General features: G+C 70.3%; 23 protein-coding genes. 16 read left to right on the top strand and 7 right to left on the bottom strand.

Annotated features, from left to right (window positions below; genetic code table 11):
- Window positions 1-28: 28 nt before the first annotated feature.
- Entirely contained in the window at window positions 29-598 is a 570-nt protein-coding gene (locus B7W94_RS06075) for a dihydrofolate reductase family protein (protein ID WP_025102836.1), read from the bottom strand.
- A gap of 70 nt (window positions 599-668) precedes the next feature.
- On the opposite strand from B7W94_RS06075, the gene B7W94_RS06070 reads away from it, so the two are divergent.
- The 5 genes from B7W94_RS06070 to B7W94_RS06050 all read left to right on the top strand — a co-directional run bounded on the left by B7W94_RS06070 (window position 669) and on the right by B7W94_RS06050 (window position 5,307).
- Window positions 669-1,235 carry a TetR/AcrR family transcriptional regulator gene (locus B7W94_RS06070; RefSeq protein WP_085605279.1) on the top strand — a complete coding sequence of 189 codons (567 nt, stop codon included), beginning with the start codon at window positions 669-671 and terminating at the stop codon, window positions 1,233-1,235.
- 82 nt (window positions 1,236-1,317) lie between these two features.
- A complete protein-coding gene (locus B7W94_RS06065; RefSeq protein ID WP_085605277.1) occupies window positions 1,318-2,640 on the top strand; it encodes a GAF domain-containing protein in 1,323 nt (440 codons plus the stop codon).
- 171 nt (window positions 2,641-2,811) lie between these two features.
- Window positions 2,812-4,362, top strand: a complete 1,551-nt coding sequence (gene exaC / locus B7W94_RS06060; protein WP_085605275.1) for an acetaldehyde dehydrogenase ExaC — start codon at window positions 2,812-2,814, stop codon at window positions 4,360-4,362.
- Window positions 4,363-4,431: 69 nt separating this feature from the next.
- Complete coding sequence (locus tag B7W94_RS06055) at window positions 4,432-4,821, top strand: DUF779 domain-containing protein (RefSeq protein ID WP_085605273.1); 390 nt, start codon at window positions 4,432-4,434, stop codon at window positions 4,819-4,821.
- An 81-nt stretch (window positions 4,822-4,902) separates the two neighbouring features.
- Entirely contained in the window at window positions 4,903-5,307 is a 405-nt protein-coding gene (locus B7W94_RS06050) for an arsenate reductase ArsC (RefSeq protein WP_062765849.1), read from the top strand.
- Between the two features lie 7 nt (window positions 5,308-5,314).
- On the opposite strand, the gene B7W94_RS06045 is transcribed toward B7W94_RS06050, so the two are convergent.
- Window positions 5,315-6,226 (bottom strand): LysR family transcriptional regulator, encoded by a 912-nt coding sequence (locus B7W94_RS06045; protein ID WP_085605271.1) that lies wholly within the window; start codon window positions 6,224-6,226, stop codon window positions 5,315-5,317.
- Window positions 6,227-6,329: 103 nt separating this feature from the next.
- Between B7W94_RS06045 and B7W94_RS06040 the strand changes: the two genes are divergently transcribed.
- Both B7W94_RS06040 and B7W94_RS06035 read left to right on the top strand, forming a co-directional pair.
- Window positions 6,330-7,715, top strand: coding sequence for an MFS transporter (locus B7W94_RS06040; RefSeq protein WP_085605269.1), 1,386 nt, complete (start codon window positions 6,330-6,332; stop codon window positions 7,713-7,715).
- Window positions 7,712-8,458 (top strand): 3-hydroxybutyrate dehydrogenase, encoded by a 747-nt coding sequence (locus tag B7W94_RS06035; protein WP_085605267.1) that lies wholly within the window; start codon window positions 7,712-7,714, stop codon window positions 8,456-8,458. The genes B7W94_RS06040 and B7W94_RS06035 overlap by 4 nt, the downstream gene beginning before the upstream one ends.
- 4 nt (window positions 8,459-8,462) lie before the next feature.
- Here B7W94_RS06035 and B7W94_RS06030 read toward each other — a convergent pair whose 3' ends face one another.
- The gene (locus tag B7W94_RS06030; RefSeq protein ID WP_085605265.1) at window positions 8,463-9,101 is read right to left on the bottom strand and encodes a TetR/AcrR family transcriptional regulator; all 639 of its coding nucleotides are present in this window, start codon (window positions 9,099-9,101) and stop codon (window positions 8,463-8,465) included.
- Window positions 9,102-9,164: 63 nt separating this feature from the next.
- Between B7W94_RS06030 and B7W94_RS06025 the strand changes: the two genes are divergently transcribed.
- Window positions 9,165-10,478: a glycosyltransferase gene (locus tag B7W94_RS06025; RefSeq protein ID WP_085605263.1), complete on the top strand. Its 1,314-nt coding sequence runs from the start codon at window positions 9,165-9,167 to the stop codon at window positions 10,476-10,478.
- Window positions 10,479-10,702: 224 nt separating this feature from the next.
- Here the strand turns inward: B7W94_RS06025 and B7W94_RS06020 are convergent, their stop codons facing one another.
- Window positions 10,703-11,791, bottom strand: coding sequence for a hypothetical protein (locus B7W94_RS06020; protein ID WP_085605262.1), 1,089 nt, complete (start codon window positions 11,789-11,791; stop codon window positions 10,703-10,705).
- The gene (locus B7W94_RS06015) at window positions 11,788-12,693 is read right to left on the bottom strand and encodes a hypothetical protein (RefSeq protein WP_085605260.1); all 906 of its coding nucleotides are present in this window, start codon (window positions 12,691-12,693) and stop codon (window positions 11,788-11,790) included. The genes B7W94_RS06020 and B7W94_RS06015 overlap by 4 nt, the downstream gene beginning before the upstream one ends.
- 65 nt (window positions 12,694-12,758) lie before the next feature.
- Here B7W94_RS06015 and B7W94_RS06010 point away from each other — a divergent pair, with 65 nt between their 5' ends.
- A complete protein-coding gene (locus B7W94_RS06010) occupies window positions 12,759-13,118 on the top strand; it encodes a hypothetical protein (protein ID WP_253247394.1) in 360 nt (119 codons plus the stop codon).
- 2 nt (window positions 13,119-13,120) lie between these two features.
- Here the strand turns inward: B7W94_RS06010 and B7W94_RS06005 are convergent, their stop codons facing one another.
- Window positions 13,121-13,708, bottom strand: coding sequence for an Lrp/AsnC family transcriptional regulator (locus B7W94_RS06005; protein ID WP_234024180.1), 588 nt, complete (start codon window positions 13,706-13,708; stop codon window positions 13,121-13,123).
- A gap of 151 nt (window positions 13,709-13,859) precedes the next feature.
- Between B7W94_RS06005 and B7W94_RS06000 the strand changes: the two genes are divergently transcribed.
- From B7W94_RS06000 to B7W94_RS05980, 5 genes are read left to right on the top strand one after another with little or no spacing between them, the layout of a single operon-like run.
- Complete coding sequence (locus tag B7W94_RS06000) at window positions 13,860-15,443, top strand: ABC transporter substrate-binding protein (protein ID WP_085605258.1); 1,584 nt, start codon at window positions 13,860-13,862, stop codon at window positions 15,441-15,443.
- Between the two features lie 10 nt (window positions 15,444-15,453).
- Window positions 15,454-16,515 carry an ABC transporter permease gene (locus B7W94_RS05995; RefSeq protein WP_025102820.1) on the top strand — a complete coding sequence of 354 codons (1,062 nt, stop codon included), beginning with the start codon at window positions 15,454-15,456 and terminating at the stop codon, window positions 16,513-16,515.
- Window positions 16,512-17,423 carry an ABC transporter permease gene (locus B7W94_RS05990; RefSeq protein ID WP_025102819.1) on the top strand — a complete coding sequence of 304 codons (912 nt, stop codon included), beginning with the start codon at window positions 16,512-16,514 and terminating at the stop codon, window positions 17,421-17,423. The genes B7W94_RS05995 and B7W94_RS05990 overlap by 4 nt, the downstream gene beginning before the upstream one ends.
- Window positions 17,420-18,235, top strand: coding sequence for an ABC transporter ATP-binding protein (locus B7W94_RS05985; RefSeq protein ID WP_062765819.1), 816 nt, complete (start codon window positions 17,420-17,422; stop codon window positions 18,233-18,235). The genes B7W94_RS05990 and B7W94_RS05985 overlap by 4 nt, the downstream gene beginning before the upstream one ends.
- Entirely contained in the window at window positions 18,228-19,067 is an 840-nt protein-coding gene (locus tag B7W94_RS05980; protein WP_025102817.1) for an ABC transporter ATP-binding protein, read from the top strand. The genes B7W94_RS05985 and B7W94_RS05980 overlap by 8 nt, the downstream gene beginning before the upstream one ends.
- A 59-nt stretch (window positions 19,068-19,126) precedes the next feature.
- Here B7W94_RS05980 and B7W94_RS05975 read toward each other — a convergent pair whose 3' ends face one another.
- Window positions 19,127-19,831 (bottom strand): hypothetical protein, encoded by a 705-nt coding sequence (locus B7W94_RS05975; protein ID WP_085605367.1) that lies wholly within the window; start codon window positions 19,829-19,831, stop codon window positions 19,127-19,129.
- A 224-nt stretch (window positions 19,832-20,055) separates the two neighbouring features.
- Between B7W94_RS05975 and rpsF the strand changes: the two genes are divergently transcribed.
- Window positions 20,056-20,424, top strand: coding sequence for a 30S ribosomal protein S6 (gene rpsF, locus B7W94_RS05970; protein WP_021201450.1), 369 nt, complete (start codon window positions 20,056-20,058; stop codon window positions 20,422-20,424).
- A gap of 5 nt (window positions 20,425-20,429) precedes the next feature.
- On the top strand, window positions 20,430-20,933 hold the full coding sequence (locus B7W94_RS05965; protein WP_025102815.1) for a single-stranded DNA-binding protein: 504 nt from the start codon (window positions 20,430-20,432) through the stop codon (window positions 20,931-20,933).
- Window positions 20,934-20,982: the final 49 nt, after the last annotated feature.

Raw genomic sequence — 20,982 nt, 5'->3', positions numbered from 1 at the left:
ACCGGCTATGCACCCGATGACGACGGGATCACTCGCCGCGCCATCGCACGTACTCCGTCACCACGACGCCCGATTCATACGGGGTCGTCTCCACGGCCTCGAACCGTTCGGGACGGTAGGGGCGGTCGCCGAAGAGCGGGATGCCGGATCCGAAGAGCAGCGGCTGCCGTTTCAGGATGAGCCGGTCGATCTCGTCGGCGAGCGTCGCCGCGAGAGCCCCGCCGCCGCACAGCCAGATCGCGCCGCCCTCGGCACGCTTGAGCCGCCGCACGACCTGCACCGGGTCCTCCGCCGTCACCTCGAGGTTCTCGGCCTCGGCGGTGCGGGTGCGGCTGAAGACGATCTGCCGCAGATGCCGGTACGGGCTTGCGAGCCCGCCCACCTCGTACGTGTTCCTGCCCATCAACACGGTGTCGAACACGTCGTTGCGCTGCGGGATGCCGAGGGCTTCGGCGGCCACGGTCGGCAGGGTGTCGGCGAAGCGGGCGTTGATGCCGTCCATGTGGTCGCCCTCGACGAGGAAGGCGTCGAACTCCCCGCCCGGCCCGGCGATGAAACCGTCCAGGGTCACCGCGGCGTAGTACACGAGCTCTCGCATGGTTCTCCAATCACTACATCTGTTGCGGTTGAGAGTACAACAGTCGTAGTGATTGCGCTAGGGTGGCGGCATGGCGAGGAATGAGCCGCGACGACGGCAGATCGCGGATGCCGGGCTGGCGGTGCTCGCCCGCGAGGGATCCCGGGGGCTCACGCACCGCGCGGTCGACGCCGAGGCGGACGTCCCCGCGGGGACGACGTCGAACTACTTCCGCAGCAGGGAGGCGCTGATCGAGGGCCTCGTCGACCGCATCGGGGAACGCCTGGCTCCGACGCCCGAGGACCTGGAGCGGAGGGCCGAGATCACGCCGAGCCGGGAGCTCTTCGCCGACTACATCCGGGACATCGTGCGCCGCCTCACCGCTGATCGCGACGTGACCCTCGCCCTCTTCGAACTGCGGCTCGAGAGTGCGCGCCGTCCCGAGCTCGCCGCCGTGCTCGGCGCCTGGCAACGGGCCGGCTTCGATGCGGACGTCGCCTTCAACACCCGGGCGGGTCTCCCCGGGGGCCGGCGGGAGATCGCCCTGTTCCACTACGCGATCGACGGTCTGCTGCTCGACCGGCTCACCACCCCGATCGACCCGGAGACCTCGACCGACGACGTGATCGACGATCTCGTGGCCGGGCTGCTGCCCTGACCGCCGCCGCGGCTGCTGTTCCGCCCGGTCGATCCTGCTCGTACACTGAGGGCACGCTCCCGGCTCCAGGAACGGAGAACGCGTGTCTGCGACGTGGCACGATCCGCGGGAGGCGTCGCCGACGGCGTCTCGCCTCCTCGTCGAGCGCGCGCACGAGGAGCTCATCGCCGGGAACCTCGACGATCACCGCCTCCGCGAGGTGCGTCCGCTCGTGCGCGAGTCGTGGGAGCGGTCGTGGCGCCGCCGCGTCGGTCCGGAGGGGCTGCCGCCGCTCGATCTGCATGAGGACGAGCTCGACGCCTATCGTCTGGCTCATCCGCTCGCCTCGGCGATGGAGATGATCCGCGCGCTGCTGCTTCCCGGCGACTCCGAGGACTCGGGGGTCGTGATCGCCGTGGGGGACCAGGCCGGGCGCCTGCTGTGGATCGAGGGGGACGCGCAGCTGCGGTCCCTCACCGAGGGCATGGGGTTCGTCGCCGGCGCGAACTGGGCGGAGGACGCCGTGGGCACGAGCGCTCCCGGCACCGCGCTCGCCCTGGAACGGTCGGTGCAGATCCGCGGGGCCGAGCACTACAACCGGCTGGTGCACCCGTGGTCGTGCACCGCGGCGCCCGTGCGCGACCCGGAGACGCAGCGGGTCCTGGGCGTGATCGACATCACCGGGGGACCGGAGGTGGTGACCCCGCAGGCCCGGCTGCTCGTCGACGCGACGGCGCGAGCGGTCGAGTCCGAGCTCCTCGTGGCCCGGCTGCAGCGACGGGCGGAGCCTCCGGCTCGACGACTGCCCGGCAGGACGCCGCCGGAACCCCTCGCCCGCGCGCGACTGCACGTGCTCGGACGCGACCGCGCCCGGCTGGAGACCGTGTCGGCGCACGAGGAGGCGGTCACCGAGCTCAGCGCCCGGCACGCCGCCATCCTCCTGATGCTGGCCGTGCACCGTCAGGGGCTCTCCGCCGACCGGCTCGCCGAGCTCGTCTACGGCCCTGGCGTCTCGCCGGACACCTTGCGGCCGGAGATGGTGCGTCTGCGGAAGGTCCTGGAGCGGGCGGCTCCGGACCTCGTGCCGGAGTCCCGCCCGTATCGTCTTCCGGTGCCGCTGGAGACCGACGCCCACGACGTGCTGTCCCTCCTCGACCGCGGGGCGCACCGGGTCGCTCTGACGGCGTATCGGGGTCCGGTGCTGCCGGACTCGGCCTCGCCCGGCGTGGAGGAGTTCCGTGACTCGGTCCGTGCGGCGCTGCGGGAGGTCATGCTGTCGGGGGCGAGTCTGGACGTGCTGCTCGCCTACGCGGACACCCCCGAGGGCAGTGAGGACGCGGAGGTGCTGCGGCTCGCGTTGGAGATGCTTCCGGCGCGCTCGCCGCGTCGTGCCGGTCTCGTGACCCGGATCGAGCGCCTCACCTGATTCGAATCGCCCGATTGGCCCCATTTCGGCCGCGGATGCAGCACAGTGCGCGATTCGAACGGGGTGCAACCGGCTGCAACGTTGCGCACCGGGAGTGCAACGGGCGACGGCCTAGCGTCGAGGGAACACCGCGGCATCGACGCCGCGGCGCCCCCGTCGAAGGAGACCCCCATGACCATCGTCGAAGAAGACGTGTCCCTCGCCTACGCGGCCCCCGGGCAGCCCGGAGCGGTCGCGAGCTATCGGCCCCGCTACGGCCACTACATCGGCGGCGAGTTCGTCGAACCCGCCAAGGGCCAGTACTTCGAGAACATCAGTCCCGTCAACGGCAAGCCCTTCACCGAGGTCGGCCGTGGCACCGTGGAGGACATCGACCGCGCCGTCGACGTCGCCTGGAAGGCCTTCACCGCCTGGGGCAAGACCAGCCCCGCGGAGCGCTCCGTGATCCTGAACCGCATCGCCGACCGGATGGAGCAGCACCTGGAGGAGATCGCGGTCGCCGAGACCTGGGAGAACGGCAAGCCCGTGCGGGAGACGCTCGCCGCCGACATCCCGCTCGCGATCGACCACTTCCGCTACTTCGCCGGGGTGCTCCGCGCGCAGGAGGGCGGCATCAGCCAGCTCGACGAGAACACCGTCGCGTACCACTTCCACGAACCGCTCGGTGTCGTCGGCCAGATCATCCCCTGGAACTTCCCGATCCTCATGGCCGTGTGGAAGCTGGCGCCGGCGCTCGCCGCGGGCAACTGCATCGTCATCAAGCCCGCGGAGCAGACGCCCGCATCGATCCTGTTCCTGTTCGACATCATCGGCGACCTGCTGCCGGCCGGAGTCGTCAACATCGTGAACGGTTTCGGCATCGAGGCCGGCGCCCCGCTCGCCCAGCACAAGCGCATCCGCAAGGTCGCCTTCACCGGGGAGACCACGACCGGGCGCCTCATCATGCAGTACGCCTCGCAGAACCTGATCCCCGTCACCCTGGAACTCGGCGGCAAGAGTCCGAACGTGTTCTTCGAGGACGTGGCCCGATCCACGAGCGACCCGTTCTACGACAAGGCGCTCGAGGGCTTCACGATGTTCGCGCTCAACCAGGGCGAGGTCTGCACCTGCCCGTCACGCGCCCTCATCCAGCGCTCGATCTACGACGGGTTCCTCGCCGACGGCCTCGAGCGTGTGAAGAAGGTCGTGCAGGGCAATCCGCTCGACCCCGCGACCATGATCGGCGCGCAGGCCTCGAACGATCAGCTGGAGAAGATCCTCAGCTACATCGACATCGGGAAGCAGGGCGGGGCCCGGCTGCTCACGGGAGGCGAGCGCGCCGACCTCGGCGGCGACCTCAGCGAGGGCTTCTACGTGCAGCCGACCGTGTTCGAGGGGACGAACGACATGCGGATCTTCCAGGAGGAGATCTTCGGTCCGGTGCTCTCGGTCACCTCGTTCGACGACTTCGACGACGCGATCTCGATCGCGAACGACACCCTGTACGGCCTGGGCGCCGGCGTGTGGAGTCGCAGCGGCGACACCGCGTACCGCGCAGGCCGGGCGATCGAGGCGGGTCGCGTGTGGACGAACACGTACCACCAGTACCCGGCCCATGCCGCGTTCGGCGGGTACAAGCAGTCGGGCGTCGGCCGCGAGAACCACAAGATGATGCTCGACCACTACCAGCAGACGAAGAACCTCCTCGTCTCGTACGCGGACGGTCCGATGGGCTTCTTCTGATCCCCCCGCCCGTATGTCGGACGGCGCTCGCCGCCCGGTCCGACACCCGGCATCCCGGAAGGAGTCCCCATGGCCGACGCCGCCCTGCCCGCCCGCGTCGCGGTGACCGCCCCCGCCGCCGCGCTCGTCCGCGAGCTCACCGCGCAGCACGGGCCGCTCATGTTCCACCAGTCCGGCGGCTGCTGCGACGGCTCCGCGCCCATGTGCTACCCGGTGGGGATGTTCCTCACCGGCCCCGGCGACGTGCTCCTCGGCGCCCTCGACGTCGGGCTCGACGATCCGGTCGAGGTCTTCATGTCGGCCTCGCAGTTCGAGTACTGGAAGTTCACGCACCTGACGATCGATGTCGTGCCGGGACGCGGCGCCGGGTTCAGCGTCGAAGGTCCGACGGGGATGCGGTTCCTCATCCGGTCGCGGATGCTCGACCCCGCGGAGCTGGCGAGCCTCGGCCTGGTCTGAGGACTTTCGAATCGCCTGATTGGTCCCATTTCGGCCGGAGATGCAGCCAATCAGGCGATTCGAACGGGATACGCTTGCCCGGTGAACGCACCGTACCGACCCTCCGTCCTCTTCGTCTGCGTCCACAACGCGGGGCGCTCGCAGATGGCCGCCGGCTTCCTCCGGCACCTCGCCGGCGACCGCATCGAGGTGCGCTCCGCCGGGTCGATGCCCGCTGCCGAGATCAACCCCGTCGCGGTGGCGGCGATGGCGGAGGTCGGCATCGACATCAAGGCCGAGCAGCCGAAGGTGCTCACGACCGAGGCCGTGCAGGCGTCGGACGTCGTGATCACGATGGGCTGCGGTGACGCCTGCCCGTTCTTCCCCGGCACGCGCTACGAGGACTGGGTGCTCGACGACCCCGCCGGCCAGGGGATCGACGCCGTCCGGCCGATCCGCGACGACATCCGCGGTCGCATCGAAACCCTCGTGTCCGAGTTGCTCTGACCGGCGCTCAGCCGGCCCCGTCGAGCATCGCCTTGGCAGCACGCGTGCGGGCGCGCAGGGCTTCGGCGAGCGCCGCGACCGCGGGGAGCCGCAGCGACTCGGGCCGCGCGACCATGTAGTACGGGAGCTTCTCGGCGAAGACCTCGGGCAGCAGGCGCACGAGATCCGGGTGCCGGTCGGCCGCGAAGCAGGGGAGCAGGCCGATCCCGGCTCCCGCGCGAGTGGCCTCGACGTGCACGAAGACGTTGGTCGAGGTGAGTCCGTCCTGCATGCCGGGGACGAGGCGGCGCGGAAGGTCGAGCGCGTCCACCTGGAGCATGGAGTCGACGAAGTACACGAGTCGGTGCTGCTCCACCTCGGCACGCGACGCCGGGGTGCCGGTGCGGCCGAGGTAGTCCCGGGAGGCGTACATGCCGAGGGTGTACGTGCCGAGCTTCACGGCCTGCGCGCGGCGGGTCTGCGGCGCGCCCACGACCACCTCCAGGTCGAGCCCGGCGCGGTGCTCGGCGGCCCTCCGCGTGGCCGCGACGATCTCGACCGTCAGCTGTGGGTGCGCTCGGCGCAGCTCTGCGATCGCGGGGGCGGCGATGTAGGCGCTGAAGCCGTCGGTGGCGGACATGCGCACCACGCCGGCGATCGGATCAGGAGTCTCGCCGGGTGCGGAGTCGAGCTGGGACAGCGCGGCCTCGATGCGTCCACCGGTCTCGGCGGCGGTGCGCCCCAGGTCGGTGAGTTCCCACCCGGACGCGGACTGCGCGACGACCCGTCCGCCGAGCGCGTCCTCCAGGGCGGCGATGCGGCGCGCCACCGTCGTGTGATCGAGACCGAGGTGGGCGGCGGCGCTCGTGTACCGGCCGGTGCGGGCGACGGCGAGCAGCACGAGCAGATCGTCGGCACGAGGCCTCTTCGCCGCATCCATGCTGCAATTATGCACAGCCGCTGCGCGCCACTGGGCATTGCTGCAAATCCGGCCCGTGCCGACACTGGAACGGATGTGTCACCGTCGACACCGAAGGAGAGAAATGACCGCCCCCACCCGCGCCTCCGGTCACCCCGCCGCCGCCCCGTCCTCCTCGAAGCTCAAGCGCGTCGTCGCCGCCTCCATGGCCGGCACCGTCGTCGAGTGGTACGAGTTCTTCCTCTATGCGACCGCCGCCAGCCTCGTCTTCGGCACCTACTTCTTCCCGGCCACCGGATCGCCGCTGGACGGCATCATCGCCGCTTTCGTGACGTATGCGGTCGGCTTCATCGCGCGGCCGCTCGGCGGCATCGTCTTCGGTCAGATCGGCGACCGTTTCGGCCGCAAGCCCACGCTGCAGGCCACGATCATCATCGTCGGCGCCGCGACCTTCCTCATGGGGTGCCTCCCCGGCTTCCAGAGCATCGGCTACTGGGCGCCTGCGATGCTCGTCGCGCTGCGCTTCATCCAGGGCTTCGCTGTCGGCGGCGAGTGGGGCGGGGCCGTCCTCCTGGTCGCGGAGCAGAGCCCCGACCGGTCGCGCGCGTTCTGGTCGAGCTGGCCCCAGGCCGCGGTTCCCGTCGGCAACCTGCTCGCCACGCTCGTGCTCCTCGTGAGCTCGTGGGCGATGAGCTCGGCGGCGTTCCTCGAGTGGGGCTGGCGCATCGCGTTCTGGCTCTCCGCGGTGATCGTGCTCGTCGGCTACTACATCCGCCGCAACGTCGAGGAGGCTCCGATCTTCCTGGAGGCGAAGGCGCAGGTCGAGGCGGAGAAGGCCACCTCCTACGGCGTCGTCGAGGTGCTGCGCCGGTATCCGATCGGGATCGTGCAGGCGATGGGCCTCCGTTTCGCCGAGAACATCGTCTACTACATCGTCGTCAGCTTCACGATCGTGTACCTCAAGACCGTGCACGAGTACGACACCAGTCAGCTGCTGCTCGCCCTGCTCATCGCGCACGTCGTGCATTTCGCGATCATCCCGCAGGCGGGACGGCTCGCCGACCGCTGGGGCCGCAAGCCGGTGTACCTCACAGGCGCGATCCTCAGCGCCACCTGGGCCTTCTTCGCCTTCCCGATGTTCGACACCCTGAACCCCGTGCTCATCGTCCTCGCGGTCACCATCGGCCTCTGCTTCCACGCGTTCATGTACGCGCCGCAGCCGGCGGTCATGGCCGAACTGTTCCCGACGCGGATGCGGTACTCCGGCGTCTCGCTGGGGTCGCAGGTCACGGCGATCCTCGCCGGGTCGCTGGCGCCGATCCTGGCGATCCAGTGGCTCCGGGACTTCGGCTCCTGGCTGCCGATCGCGCTCTACATCGTGTTCGCCTGCATCGTCACGGCGATCGCGGTGCTCTCGCTGCGGGAGACGAAGGGCGTGTCCCTGCAGGCCATCGACGACGCGGATGCCGCCCGCGCGAACGCCCGCACCGCGGCTGCGAGTGCCGCATGACGGATCTGCACGGACGTCGTGCTCTCGTCACCGGGGGAGCGAGCGGCATCGGTGCCGCCTGCGCGAGAGCCTTCGCGCAGGCGGGCGCCCGCGTGAGGATCGCCGACATCGACGGTGACGCGGCCGAAGCCCTCGCCGACGAGATCGGCGGGGAGGCGTGGCAGATCGACCTCACCGACCGCGATGCGCTGGCCGCACTCCGCCTCGACACCGACATCCTCGTCAACAACGCAGGCGTGCAGCACGTCAGCCCGATCGAGGACTTCGACCCGGCCCGCTTCTCGCTCCTCCTGCAGTTGATGCTGGAGGCGCCGTTCCTGCTGACGCGGGCCGTGCTCCCGGGAATGTACGAGCGCGGTTTCGGGCGGATCATCAACATGTCGAGCGTCCACGGTCTTCGCGCCTCGCCGTTCAAGGCGGCCTACGTGGCGGCCAAGCACGGTCTCGAGGGCCTGTCGAAGGTGACGGCGCTGGAGGGTGCCGCGCACGGCGTCACGAGCAACTGCATCAATCCCGGGTACGTGCGCACGCCTCTCGTGGAGCGCCAGATCGCCGACCAGGCGCGGGTGCACGGCATCCCGGAGAACGAGGTCCTGGAGAAGGTGCTCCTCACCGAAGCCGCGATCAAACGCCTCGTGGAGCCGGAGGAGGTCGCCGGCCTTGCCGTCTGGCTCGCCGCCGACGCCGCCGGGATGGTGACCGGCGCGAGCTACACGATGGACGGCGGCTGGTCCGCGCGGTGAGCCGTCACGCCGACGGAGAGGCCGCGGCGAGCACAGCACTCCGCAGCCAGGAGCGATAGCGCTCCTGCGACCATCCGGACTGCACGACGAGCTGCTGGTGGCTCTCCGGCGAGAGCAGGAACGACAGCGCGTCGGCGAGGGCGTCGCCGTCGTGGTCCGAGTCGACGATGCCGCGGCGCTGAAGTTCCGCCGCGAACCCCCGGTAGTCCGCAGCGCGGTTCTCGAGGATGCGCTGGAGGGCGGCATCGACGACCGGGTCGGAGAGCGCCGCGCCCAGGAGGACCGTCCAGAGGGCATGCCCCCGCTCGTTCGCCGCGCCGATCTGCGCGATGACCGCGTCGAGGAAGACGTCGTCCGGCAGAGTCGTCAACCCGGAGCCGGCCTCGGTGTCGGCGAGGGTCTCGGCGGCCTCCGAGCCGGAGAAGGTGACCTCGAAGGCGGCGATGAGCAACTCCGCCTTCGCCGCCGTGGTCTTCACCGTCTCCGCGGAGACCCCGGCTTCCTTGGCGATCGCGGAGATCGTCGTCGCCTGGTATCCCTGCGCGGCGAACAGCCGGGCGGCTGCCGCGACGATGCGCGCACGGGTCTCCTCGGCCTGTCGGGTCCGCAGGGCGGAGCGGTACGGGCGTGCAGTCGACGTCATTGACTTTCCTCAAGGGGTGATGAATACTTCAACGGTACAACCAACCCTATCGAGAGAGCCGCCATGTCCCGTTACCTCCTCACCTGCACCCCCGCCCACGGGCATGTGCTCCCGCTCCTGCAGGTCGCCAGGCACCTGGTCGCGGGCGGGCACGAGGTCCTCTTCCTCACGAGCACCCGTTACGAGGAGCAGGTGACCGCGGCGGGAGCGCGGTTCCGCCCGCTGCCGACGGAGGCCGACGTCGACCTCGACGACGCGAACGGCGCGTTCCCCGAGCGCGAAGGTCTCACCGGGGTGGCCGCCCTCCGCTTCGACATGAGCACTCTCTTCATCCGCCCGGGCCGGGCTCAGCTCGAGGCCGTGCGCGTCGAGCTGGCGCGGAACCGCATCGACGCCGTCCTCACCGAGCCGCTGTTCGTCGGCGCGGCGCTGCTGCAGCGGCTGCCGAAGGCCGAACGGCCCCCGGTCGTGGTCCTCGGCATCTTCCCGCTCGGCGCCCGCAGTGTCGACACGGCCCCGTTCGGGCTCGGAGTCACGCCGATGCGCGGGCCGTTCGGCCGGATGCGCAACGCCTTCCTCCGCACCGTGGCGGAGCGCGTCATCTTCGGCGGCGTGCAGAAGGAGGCCGACGCCATGGCGCGCGAGGCGGTCGGCCGCGATCTGGGCGGATTCGTGCTCGACTGGGCGGGCCGCGCCGACGCGTACGTGCAGTTCTCGGTGCCGGCGTTCGAGTACCCGCGCTCCGACCTCCCGGCGTCCGTGCACTTCGCCGGCCCCCTGCCCGCGGCGGCGGCGACCGTGCCACTGCCCGAGTGGTGGTCCGACCTGGACGGACGGCGGCCCGTGATCCATGTCAGTCAGGGGACGATCGCCAACGCCGACTTCGGCCAGCTCGTGCTTCCCACGATCGCCGGGCTCGCCGCGACGGACGCCCTCGTGGTCGTCTCCACCGGTGGACGCCCCGTCGACGCGCTCCCGGCGGAGCTGCCGGCCAACGTCCGCGTCGCCGAGTACCTGCCCTACGACCGGCTGCTGCCGGAGGTCGACGTGTTCGTCACGAACGGCGGTTTCGGCGGGGTGCAGCAGGCCCTGGCCCAGGGCGTCCCGCTGGTGGTCGCGGGGCAGACGGAGGACAAGGTCGAGGTCTCCGCCCGAGTCGGGTGGACCGGGGTGGGCATCAACTTGCGGACGAATGCGCCGAAGCCGGGACAGGTGGCCGAAGCCGTGCGCCGGGTGCTGGCCGAGCCGACGTTCCGGGATCGCGCGCGGCAGGTCGGAGAGGCGATGCGCGCTGCGGACGCCTGGCAGACGCTCGACGCGGTCCTGGCCGCGGAGACCGCGAGCGGGGCCGCAGCCGACAGCTCGATGCACCGCTGAGCGCCGCGCGGGAAAGTGCATTCCCGCGCATGAACGCAACCGGGTGCAACGTCCGCCGGTATACCATCCCGGTATCGCCACGCAGCGTCAGTCCCCAGCTGACCACGGGCGGGACGGTCGAACCGTCAATGCGGAGGGAACGTCGAATTCCTTTCGATCCCGAGGGGGGATGGGGTGGGCGTCGGTTCCCCAGAACGGCACCCACCCCCACATCGGGTTCGTCGTCAGTTCCAGCGGCTGAGCATCCAGAAGACCGCGAATCCGATCACCACGACGATCGGCACCCAGGTCCCCGTGCGCTTGAGGCGCCGACCCTGCGGCGCGACCCCCGGCGGTGGGGTGATCATCCCGGCCGGCGCAGCGAACGGGAGAGCGTGGCCCCCGGGCGTCGCCGCGGCGGCGAGGCGGTCGTCGCGCCACCGCGCCCACTGGTCGAGCTTGGTCAAGAGCGCCCCCACCGCCCCGAACAGCCACGCCCAGGTCGCCGGATCGAGCGTGGAGGCGCGGCGGGGCGTGTAGAGGAACAGCCAGTCGTCGACGATCTCGACGTCGAGCTGCGCGGCGTTGTCGATAAAGCGCGCCATGATGTCGGGCGTGAAGAGGTAGAGCGCGTCCTGCTCGTAGCCGTCCGGGCAGTACAGGGTGAAGTGCTGGTCGAAGTCGCCCTCGAGCGACAGGCGCTGTGCCCGCTGGAACGAGGCCGGCAGGTTGGAGCCGAAGCCGTTGTTGCCCTTCGCGTCGAGCACGATGTTCGGCAGGGGCACATCCAGCTTCACGGCCACATAGCCCCAGCGATACGTCGTCGAGTTCTTCCCGGACTGCACCGTGTACTGGTAGTTGCCGAACTCCACGAACCGTGGATTCGTGCCGCGGACCAGATCGGTCGCCATGCGCGAGCGGCCGAGATGGAAGATCATCCCGGGGAGCGGCGGATCGTCCACGCGCGGCTCGTACGTCATGCCGTTGGCCTGGGCGAACCGGTGCAGGCGGTACCGGGCGGTGCGCGCGTTGCGGACGCCCATCCAGATGAGCACGCCCACCCCCGCGGCCACCAGCAGGAGGAGCACGAGGGGGATCGCCGCCGCAGCGGGGGAGCCGCTGCCCGCTGCCAGCGCCACCACCACGGAGGCGAGGATCGGAAGCATCACGAGGCCGGCGATCGCCACCGCGACGATGCCGATGATCGACGACACCGCCATGCCGGTCGTCCGCCGGGACCGGAGCTCCGCCGTGAAGGCGCGGACGGCGGCCGGGTCGACCGGATCGGTGAGGGGACGCGCATCGAACGACGCCGATGCCTGCGGAGACGTCATCGGTTGACCTCGTCGGCATCCCACGTGAGGTCGGCGCCCTCGCGAAGTGCCTTCGCCTCCAGCCGCTCGTCGGTGCAGATCGCGCGGATGAGGTCGGGCGAGCCTGCGACGATCGTGGAGTCGTAGTCGATCTCCGAGACCATCACCCAGGCGCGATCGGCGGGCCAGAGGATGTTCGGGCTCTGGGCGGCGGGCGGGAAGCCGTGCTCCTCGCCGACCCGGTCGCGCCACGGCACGCCGAGCACCCAGTCCGGATCCGCGAAGGCCCTGGCACCACCGGAGAACAGCACGTAGTCGCGCCCGGGGAGCTGCAGCCGGGGCCCTTCGGAGATCTCGCGCGAGAGGATGCCGTCCTGCCAGGTGGGCTTCCGGAAGACGTTGTTGAAGGGGTCGTGCGTGCTGCGGTCGAGCATCGCCTGATGGTGCGGGTCTTCGCTGAACGTGAGGAAGACACGGGACGGTCCGTCTCCGAAGAAGCCGACCAGACCGCCGAATCCCTCCCAGAGCGCGACGACCCCGTCGTCCGGTGTCGCGGTGTGGGCGGCGAGGTGCCCGGCCAGGACCGTCACGAGGTCGCTGTCGAGCGCGCCCTCCATCGGCGCCGTGAACTCGCGGCCGTCCGGAGCGATGCGGCTCCGCCAGTCGGCGTCGACGGGAGTGCGCACGATCCGGTGCCACTGGGCCTCCGCGTGCATCGTCGTGCCGAAGGCGGCGGCGGTGTCCGCCCAGCTGACGCGCACGTCGGAATCCGCCGTCGCGGGACTCTCCCGCACCGTGGCGGGATGGAAGATCCGGGCGTACGCGGGGAAGCCGCGGGGGACGACCGCGTGCATGCTCCCCAGACCGTCGTCGAGGGTCTCCCGCAGCCACGCGCCGACGCCGGGGTCTGCGATCCACTCCATGCGACCACGGTACCGGCCGCGTCCGACGACGCGAGCCGCGGCCGTCGATCCCCCATAATCGAGGGGTGACTGCCACCGCCACTCTCCCCTCCCTCGACGGCCGACGCTTCCGCATGGTCTCGTCCACGACCTCCGCCGTCGACCCCGACGCCCCCAGCGTCTTCGAGTACTTCGAACGCGACGGCGCGATCTGGGGCGGCTACGAGGGCGACACGGTCACCTTCGGGAAGTTCGTCGGCACGCGCACCGGCGACACGATCTGGGTCTCGTTCGTCCATGTGCTCAAGGCCGACGGCACCGTGGTCACCGGCGATGGCGAGAGCGGGCTGGAGCTCACCGACGACGGCCGCATCCGCCTGGTGGAGCACTACGAGATGCACGGCCTCCCGCAGCTCAGTGTCGTCGAGGAGATCCCGGCCGCCTGACCTCAGCGCGGCGGGAGCGCATCCCGCCCCGGCGAGGCGGGCGTCCATCGCGTCATCCCGAGCGGAACCTCCGTCTGCCGCTCCGGCAGGTCTCCGGGAAGCAGGTAGGGCCGCCGGATGACCTCGTCGAGCACGACGACGCTGACCACCGTCCGCACCTCGGGGAGCTGCGCGATGACTCCCGTCGAGAACTCGTGCACACCGCTCACGTCGACCGCGCGGATGAGCAGCATCGCGTCGTGCTCCCCGGTCGTGATCGCGCACCACTCCACGTCCGGCATCTCGATGATCCGCTCCCGGAACGAGGCCCAGGCCTGCGGCATCACGGTCACGAAGACGAGGGCTCCGATCGACAGCCCGGCCTTCGCCTGATCCACGCGTGCGCTGAATCCGGTGATGACGCCGTCGTGCACGAGCGACTCGACCCGCGTGTACGCGCTGGCCCGCGAGATGCCCACCTTCTCGGCCAGCGCGGCGATCGAGACGCGACCGTTATCGCGCAGCACATCGAGGATTCTGTACGCCGTCTCATCCAAAGGGGCGGCACTTCGTCCAGATTGCTTCGACGGATCCGCGTCCTTGCTGGACATATTGCTCCTCACATCCGAGGTTCTCGACAATGCGTGCCTGTGTGACGCGCACTTGCTGGACACATCGTCGCATATGATGCGAATCTGATCCCCGGTCGTCCACATCGGTGGCGACCGGACCCGAATGTACTCCTCGCCCTTGGAGGCCCTGATGTCGTCACGCCGTATCACGCCGGTCATCGCGCTCGGAGCCGTCGCGCTCCTGGCGCTCGCAGGTTGCTCGGGAGGGAACTCGGCGAACACCCCCGAGTCGTCCCAGGGCTCCGACTCCCTCGTCATCGACACCGCGTTCTCGATCGAGACGGCCGACCCGGGTCACACGTACGACCCGACCGGCAACATGATCGCGAAGGCGCTGTACGAGACCCTCGTCGACTTCGAGGGCTCCGACGTCTCCACTCCGGTCCCGGGCCTCGCGTCGTGGGAGCAGAACGACGAGGCGACCGAGTTCACGTTCACGCTCGAGGGCGACCGCGTGTTCTCCGACGGCTCGCCCGTCGAGGCGAAGGACGTCGTGTTCTCGCTGCAGCGCATCCAGGGGATGGAAGACGCCAAGCCGAACTTCCTGCTCGGCGGCCTCACGATCGAGGAGGTCGACGACAAGACCATCCGGTTCACCTCGGAGACCCCGCTCCTGCAGCTCCCCGCGATCCTCGCGAACCCGGCGCTCGGCATCGTCAACGCCGACGTCGTGATGGAGAACGGCGGAAGCACCGACGGCTCCGACAGCGCCCAGGGCTTCCTCGACGGCGAGTCCGCCGGATCCGGCCCGTTCGTGCTGGACACGCTCGACCTCAGCTCGCAGGTCGTGCTCACGCGCAACGACGAGTACAACGGCGACGAGGAGTCGGCCTACAGCCGCGTCGTCGTGCGCAACGTCTCGGAGAGCGCGACCCAGCTCGCCAACCTCAAGGGCGGCGACTCGATGGTCGCGATGGACCTCAACGGCGACCAGGTCGCCGGTCTCGGCGATGACATCAGCGTCGATTCGGTCCCGTCCGGCCAGACCATCTTCCTGCTGCTCAACCAGGGCGAGGCCGGCGGTGACCTCGCGAACGTGAAGATCGCGGAGGCCATCCGCTACGCGCTCGACTACGACGCGCTGCTCGAGCTCGCCGGCGCCGGTGCCGTCCAGGCGACCGGCGTCATCCCGCCCGGGTTCGAGGGCGCCCTCGACAGCGGCGTGAAGCAGGACCTCGACAAGGCGAAGGCCGCGCTGGAGGAGGCCGGGTACACCGGTCAGACCCTCAAGCTCCAGTTCCCGAACGACTACCCGGTCGGCGGCGTGGAGTTCACCCCGCTCGCGGAGCGCATCCAGGCGCAGCTCGAGGACGCCGGCATCGCCGTCGACCTGGCTCCGGCACCGTTCGCGACCGAGCTCGACGCGTACGTCAACGGCACCGAGGGCTTCGGTCTGTGGTTCTGGGGTCCGGACTACGCCGACTCGGCAAACTTCCTCCCCTTCGCCCCGGGTCTGAAGGTCGGTCTCCGCGCCGGCTGGGCGGCCGAGGCCAACCCGGAGATCGCGGGCATCGCCGCCGGTGCGGCCGCCGCGACCGACGCCGAGCAGCGCACCGAGGCCTTCACCGAGTTCGCCGAGGCCATGCAGGCCGAGGGCCCGTTCGTGCCGCTGATCGTCCCCGGTCGCAACATCTCCTCCGCCTCCAGCGTGTCCGGCGCCGTGTACAACTCCGTGTGGGAGATGGACATCGCCGAGATCCAGCCGGCCGGCTGAGCGGATCGCCATGACGACAGTGGCCGTGCAGAGGCAGGCGCAGCGGCGCCGCTCGCCTCTCGTCGGATACCTGCTGCGGCGGGCCGGGACCTCTCTGCTCCTGTTGGTGGGCGTGACGATCGTCACGTTCGCGCTCACCAACCTGGTGCCGGGAGACCCGGTCTCGGCCGCGCTCGGTGAGGGCGCGTCGCAGAACCCCGCGACGCGCGAGGCGTTCATCAAGGCGAACGGACTCGACCAGCCACTGTTCGTGCAGTACTTCATCTATATGGGGAACCTGCTCCGCGGGGACCTCGGCACGTCGCTGGTGACCGGACGCCCGGTCACCAGCGACCTCGCCACCGCCGTGCCCGCGACCATCGAGATCGCGATCGGCGCGATCATCGTCAGCCTCGCGGTCAGCATCGTGCTCGGCACCCTGGCCGCCTACCGCCGCGGCCTCGTCACCGACCAGGTCATCCGCGTCGTCACGCTCGTCGGGCTCAGCGTCCCGACCTTCTGGCTCGCTCTGGTCAGCTTCTACGTGTTCTTCCTGGAGCTGCGGATCGCCCCGGGTTCCGGACGCATCTCGCCGTCGATCACCCCGCCGCCGCGCGTGACCGGGCTCTACACGGTCGACTACCTGCTCAACGGCGACGCGGTGGGCTTCTTCGACGCCCTCGCGCACCTCGCGCTTCCGGTCATGGTGCTCTCGCTCGTGACCATCGGGCTGCTCACCCGCTTCATCCGCACGTCGGTGCTCGAGGTCCTCGGCAGCGACTACGTGCGCGCGGCCCGGGCCAAGGGCCTGCCGGCGATGCGCGTCATCATCGACTATGTGCTCCGGGGCGCCTCGCTGCCGATCCTCACCGTGGTGGGTGTCGCGTTCGGGGCCCTGCTCTCCGGAACCGTGCTCGTCGAGTCGGTGTTCGCCTGGCCGGGACTGGGAACGTACGCCTACAACTCCGCCGCCAACCTCGACCTGCCCGGCATCATGGGCGTCGGTCTCGTGGTCGGCGTCATCTACCTCCTCATCAACTTCATCGTGGACCTGCTCTACGGCGTGCTCGACCCGAGAGTGAGGATCGCATGAGCCGCATCGCCGCAGCGACCCCCGCCGGACGCTTCCGCTTCCGCTGGCCGCGTGCCTGGCGCACTCCGCTCGGCATCATCGGCACCGTCATCGCCGGTGCGTGGATCATCGTCGCCTTCACCGCGCAGTGGTGGGTGCCCTACCCGCCGAACGCGCAGGTGCTGCCGCGCCTGCAGCCGCCGGGCATCGACACGATCCTCGGTACCGACGGCAACGGCCGCGACATCTTCTCCCGGTTGATGACCGGCGCGACGGTGAGTCTGCCGCTCGCGCTCATGCTCGTGATCGCCGCCCTCATCATCGGTACCCTCGTCGGTGCGGTCGCCGGGTACTTCGGGCGCGCCGTCGACGAGACGCTCATGCGCATCACCGACCTCTTCATGGCCTTCCCGACCGTGATCCTCGCCATGGTGGTCGCGGCCTCGCTCGGCCCCTCGCTGTTCAACGCCGTCATCGCCGCGATCGTGGTCTCGTGGCCGCAGTACGCCCGCGTCACCCGCAGCATCGTGCTCGGTCTCCGCGGGCAGAACTATGTGATCGCCGGGCGCCTGCTCGGCCACTCGCCGCTGCGCACGCTCTTCGTCGACATCCTGCCGAACATCGCCGGCCCGGTCCTCGTGCTCGCGACGCTCGACATCGGCGCGGCGATCCTGCTCCTCTCAGGGCTCTCCTTCCTCGGTCTCGGTGCGCAGCCGCCGACGGCGGAGTGGGGGTCGATGATCTCCGGGGCGATGCAGAACTTCGACGCCTGGTGGCTCGGAGTCTTCCCCGGCCTCGCGATCCTCACCGTGGTGCTCGCGTTCAACTTCCTCGGCGACGCGATGCGCGACGTGCTCGACCCGACCGCCGAGATCACACACGAGAAGCAGGCGGAGCACACCGCCTCCGCGACGGGGGTGCCCGCATGACCGCGCAGAGCACGGCGACGCTGAGCATCCGCGACCTCACGATCGACATCGGCCGTCCGCTGGTGAAGGGCGTGTCCCTGGAGCTCGAACCCGGGCGCATCCACGGCCTCGCGGGGGAGTCGGGCTCCGGTAAGACGCTCACCTCCCTGGCGGTGCTCGGCCTCCTGCCGCGACAGGCGAAGACCGGCGGCTCGATCCTGCTCGCGGGGGAGGAGCTCGTCGGTCGCAACCGGCGGGGGCTCAACCGCGTCCGCGGGAAGCGCATCGCGATGGTCTTCCAGGACCCGTCGGCCTCGCTGCACCCGCAGCTGCCGGTCGGCCGTCAGCTCACCGATCACATGCGCGTGCACCTCGGACTCAAGGGCGCCGCTGCGCGCGAGCGGGCGGTGGAGCTGCTCCAGACCGTGCAGGTGCCGAACCCGGCCGAGGCCCTGAAGCGGTATCCCCATCAATTCTCCGGCGGACAGCGGCAGCGCATCGCGATCGCGTGCGCCCTCGCGTGCGACCCGGAGGTGCTGCTCGCGGACGAGCCGACGACCGCCCTCGACGTGACGGTGCAGGCCGGCATCCTGAAGCTCCTGCGCGACCTCGCGATCGAGCGGAATCTGGCCGTGCTGCTCGTGACCCACGACCTGGGCGTGATGAGTGCGATCGCGGACACGGTCGCCGTCATGAAGGACGGCCGCATCGTCGAGCTCGCCGATCGGGAGACGCTCTTCCGCGCCCCGCAGCACGAGTACACCCGCATGCTGCTCGCGGCCCTCCCAGGGTCGCGCATCGACGAGAGCCCCGAGGAGGCCGCGGATGAGTGAGGTCAGCGTCCTCGACGCCCGCGACGTGGTGGTGCGGTACCCGGGCACCCCGCCCGTGATCGCGGTCAACGGCGTCTCGCTGAGTGTCGCGGCGGGAGAGACGGTCGCCCTCGTGGGCGAGTCCGGCAGCGGCAAGTCGAGCCTGGCCCGCGCCGTCGTCGGCATCGAGAAGACCGCCGCCGGGACGGTGTCGTTCCGCGGCGCCCCCGTCGCGCCGCTGGGGATCCGCCGTCGTGACACGGCGCTCACCGGCATCCAGATGGTCTTCCAGGACCCGGCGACCTCGCTGAACCCGCGCCGGCGGATCGGCGACCAGATCTCCGACGGCATCGCGACCGCCCGTGCGCGCGGTGCCGCCGGTTCCACCGTGGAGGAGTGGCTGGAGCGGGTCGGACTGCCCGCCGAGGTGCGCACCCGCTTCCCGCATCAGTTCTCCGGCGGCCAGAAGCAGCGCATCGCGATCGCCCGGGCCCTCGCCGCGCGGCCCTCGCTGCTCGTGGCCGACGAGCCCATCTCCGCCCTCGACGCGTCCACCCAGACGAGCGTCGCGGGACTCATGCGCGATCTGGTGGCCGAGTCCGGCGCGGGGATGCTCTTCATCTCCCACGACCTCGCCGTCGTGCGCCGCATCGCCGACCGCACGTTCGTCATGTTCGGCGGGAGGGTGCTCGAATCGGGGCCGACCGATGAGCTGTGGGCGGCGCCGCGGCACCCCTACACGCAGGCGCTGCTCGCCGCGATCCCGGAGCCCGACGGCACGGGGCGCATCCCTGAGGCGCCCTCCGCCGACGACCGCGCGGTCTGGGCCGAGGTGCCTCCCGTCGCCTACTGACGCCGGATACGGCGAAGGGCCGGAGCGTGCGCTCCGGCCCTTCCGTGTTTCCCGTCCGATCAGAGCGGCGCGACGATGTCCTGCTTCACGTCCCACTCGGTGATCTCGAGGGCGACGTCGACCGACTGTCCCTGGACGGTCGCGGAGCTGGTCGAGGCGAGGTTGACGTAGTCCTCGGTGACCTCGAACACGACCTCGACCGGCGTGCCCGCCTGCTCGACGGTGCCGCTGACGAGGTAGACCTTCTGGCCGAGGCGCTCGCCCGTGCCGGTCACGGTGAAGTCGCCCGTGATGGCCTTCGCCGTCTCGGCGGGGTCCATCGCGGTGACGTCCTTCGCGGTGGTGCTGAGGCCGGCGATGATGGGGTCGCTCGACGACGGGTCGGCGGCCTGCCAGTCGCTGGACGGCGACTTCACCCAGACGTCGTCGCCGATCGCGACGATCGAGCCCATCGGGGAGAGCGACTCCAGCGCCTTCTCGGCCGGGTTGAAGCGCGTGGTGGACTCCATGCCCATCACGACGGTCTTGGCGGCGTAGCCGGCGGTGTCGGTCATGGCCTCGGCGATGCAGGCGCCGAGGGCCGAGCCGTCGACGGTGGCGCCGTCGGCCAGTTCGGGGCAGTCGCTGGACGGCGCTTCGGCCTCCTGCGACGCGGCCCCGCTCGGCTTCGACTCGGCAGGCTTCTCCGACGCTCCCGCCGAGCATCCGGTGAGCATGACGGCGGCGGCCAGCACGACGCCGACCCCCCACTTGTTGACGCGCATGGCGCCCCCCTCCAGGTCCGTGCCGATGACCGTCACCAGGCACGCCCTCCAGCATGCCAAGGCCGCGCGGGAAGTGCGGGAGGCAGCTCCGAGGAAACTCCGCTAGACTGTCGAGGTTGTCTGCCTTCCGGCGTCCATTCGGTCTCCTGGGGCGGGCACGTGCACACGCCCTCCTGCTCCCGGGAAAGTCCCGAGAGCCGTTCTAGTCCGAAGGAGGTGGGTAAGTGACGCACCAGTACGAACTCATGGTCATTCTGACCCCCGAGATCGACGAGCGCCAGGTCGCCCCGACGCTCGACAAGTTCCTGAAGGTCATCACCAACGATGGTGGCTCTATCGAGAACGTCGACATCTGGGGCAAGCGCCGTCTCGCCTACGAGATCCAGAAGAAGACCGAGGGCATCTACGCCGTCGTCAACTTCACCGCGACCAGCGCCGCCACGCAGGAGCTCGACCGTCAGCTCAAGCTGAACGAGCAGATCATGCGCACCAAGGTGCTCCGCGCCGAAGAGGCTCAGGCGATGATCGCTTCCGAGGCCAAGCGCTCCGAAGAGAAGGCTGCCCGCAAGGCCGCCAAGGCTGCGAAGGCCTAAGTCTCATGGCCGGCGAAACCGTCATCACCGTGGTGGGCAACCTCACCGCCGACCCCGAGCTGCGCTACACGCAGAACGGGCTGCCGGTGGCGAACTTCACCATCGCATCGACGCCTCGCAACTTCGACCGTGCCGCGAACGAGTGGAAGGACGGCGAAGCGCTGTTCCTCCGCGCCTCGGTGTGGCGTGAGTTCGCCGAGCACGTGGCGGGCTCGCTCACCAAGGGCATGCGCGTGATCGCGCAGGGTCGTCTGCGCCAGCGTTCCTACCAGGACCGTGAGGGCAACCAGCGCACCGCGATCGAGCTGGAGGTCGACGAGATCGGCCCCTCGCTGCGGTACGCGACCGCGCAGGTCACCCGTGCGGCCTCGGGCGGTGGCGGCGGGGGACAGTCCCGTCCCGCGCAGCAGCAGCAGGTGTCGGAGGAGCCGTGGTCCACGCCCGGCTCGTCGACCAGCGCCGATGCCTGGAGCACTCCGGGCAGCTTCGGCGACGACACCCCCTTCTGAAAACACTTCTTCACGGGTGGGTCCCTGAGCTTGTCGAAGGGCCGCACCC

Source organism: Microbacterium sp. LEMMJ01 (genome assembly GCF_002114135.1).
GTDB lineage: Bacteria > Actinomycetota > Actinomycetes > Actinomycetales > Microbacteriaceae > Microbacterium.
The sequence above is the reverse complement of the archived record's forward strand: the minus strand, read 5'-3'. Positions and strand labels throughout refer to the sequence as shown.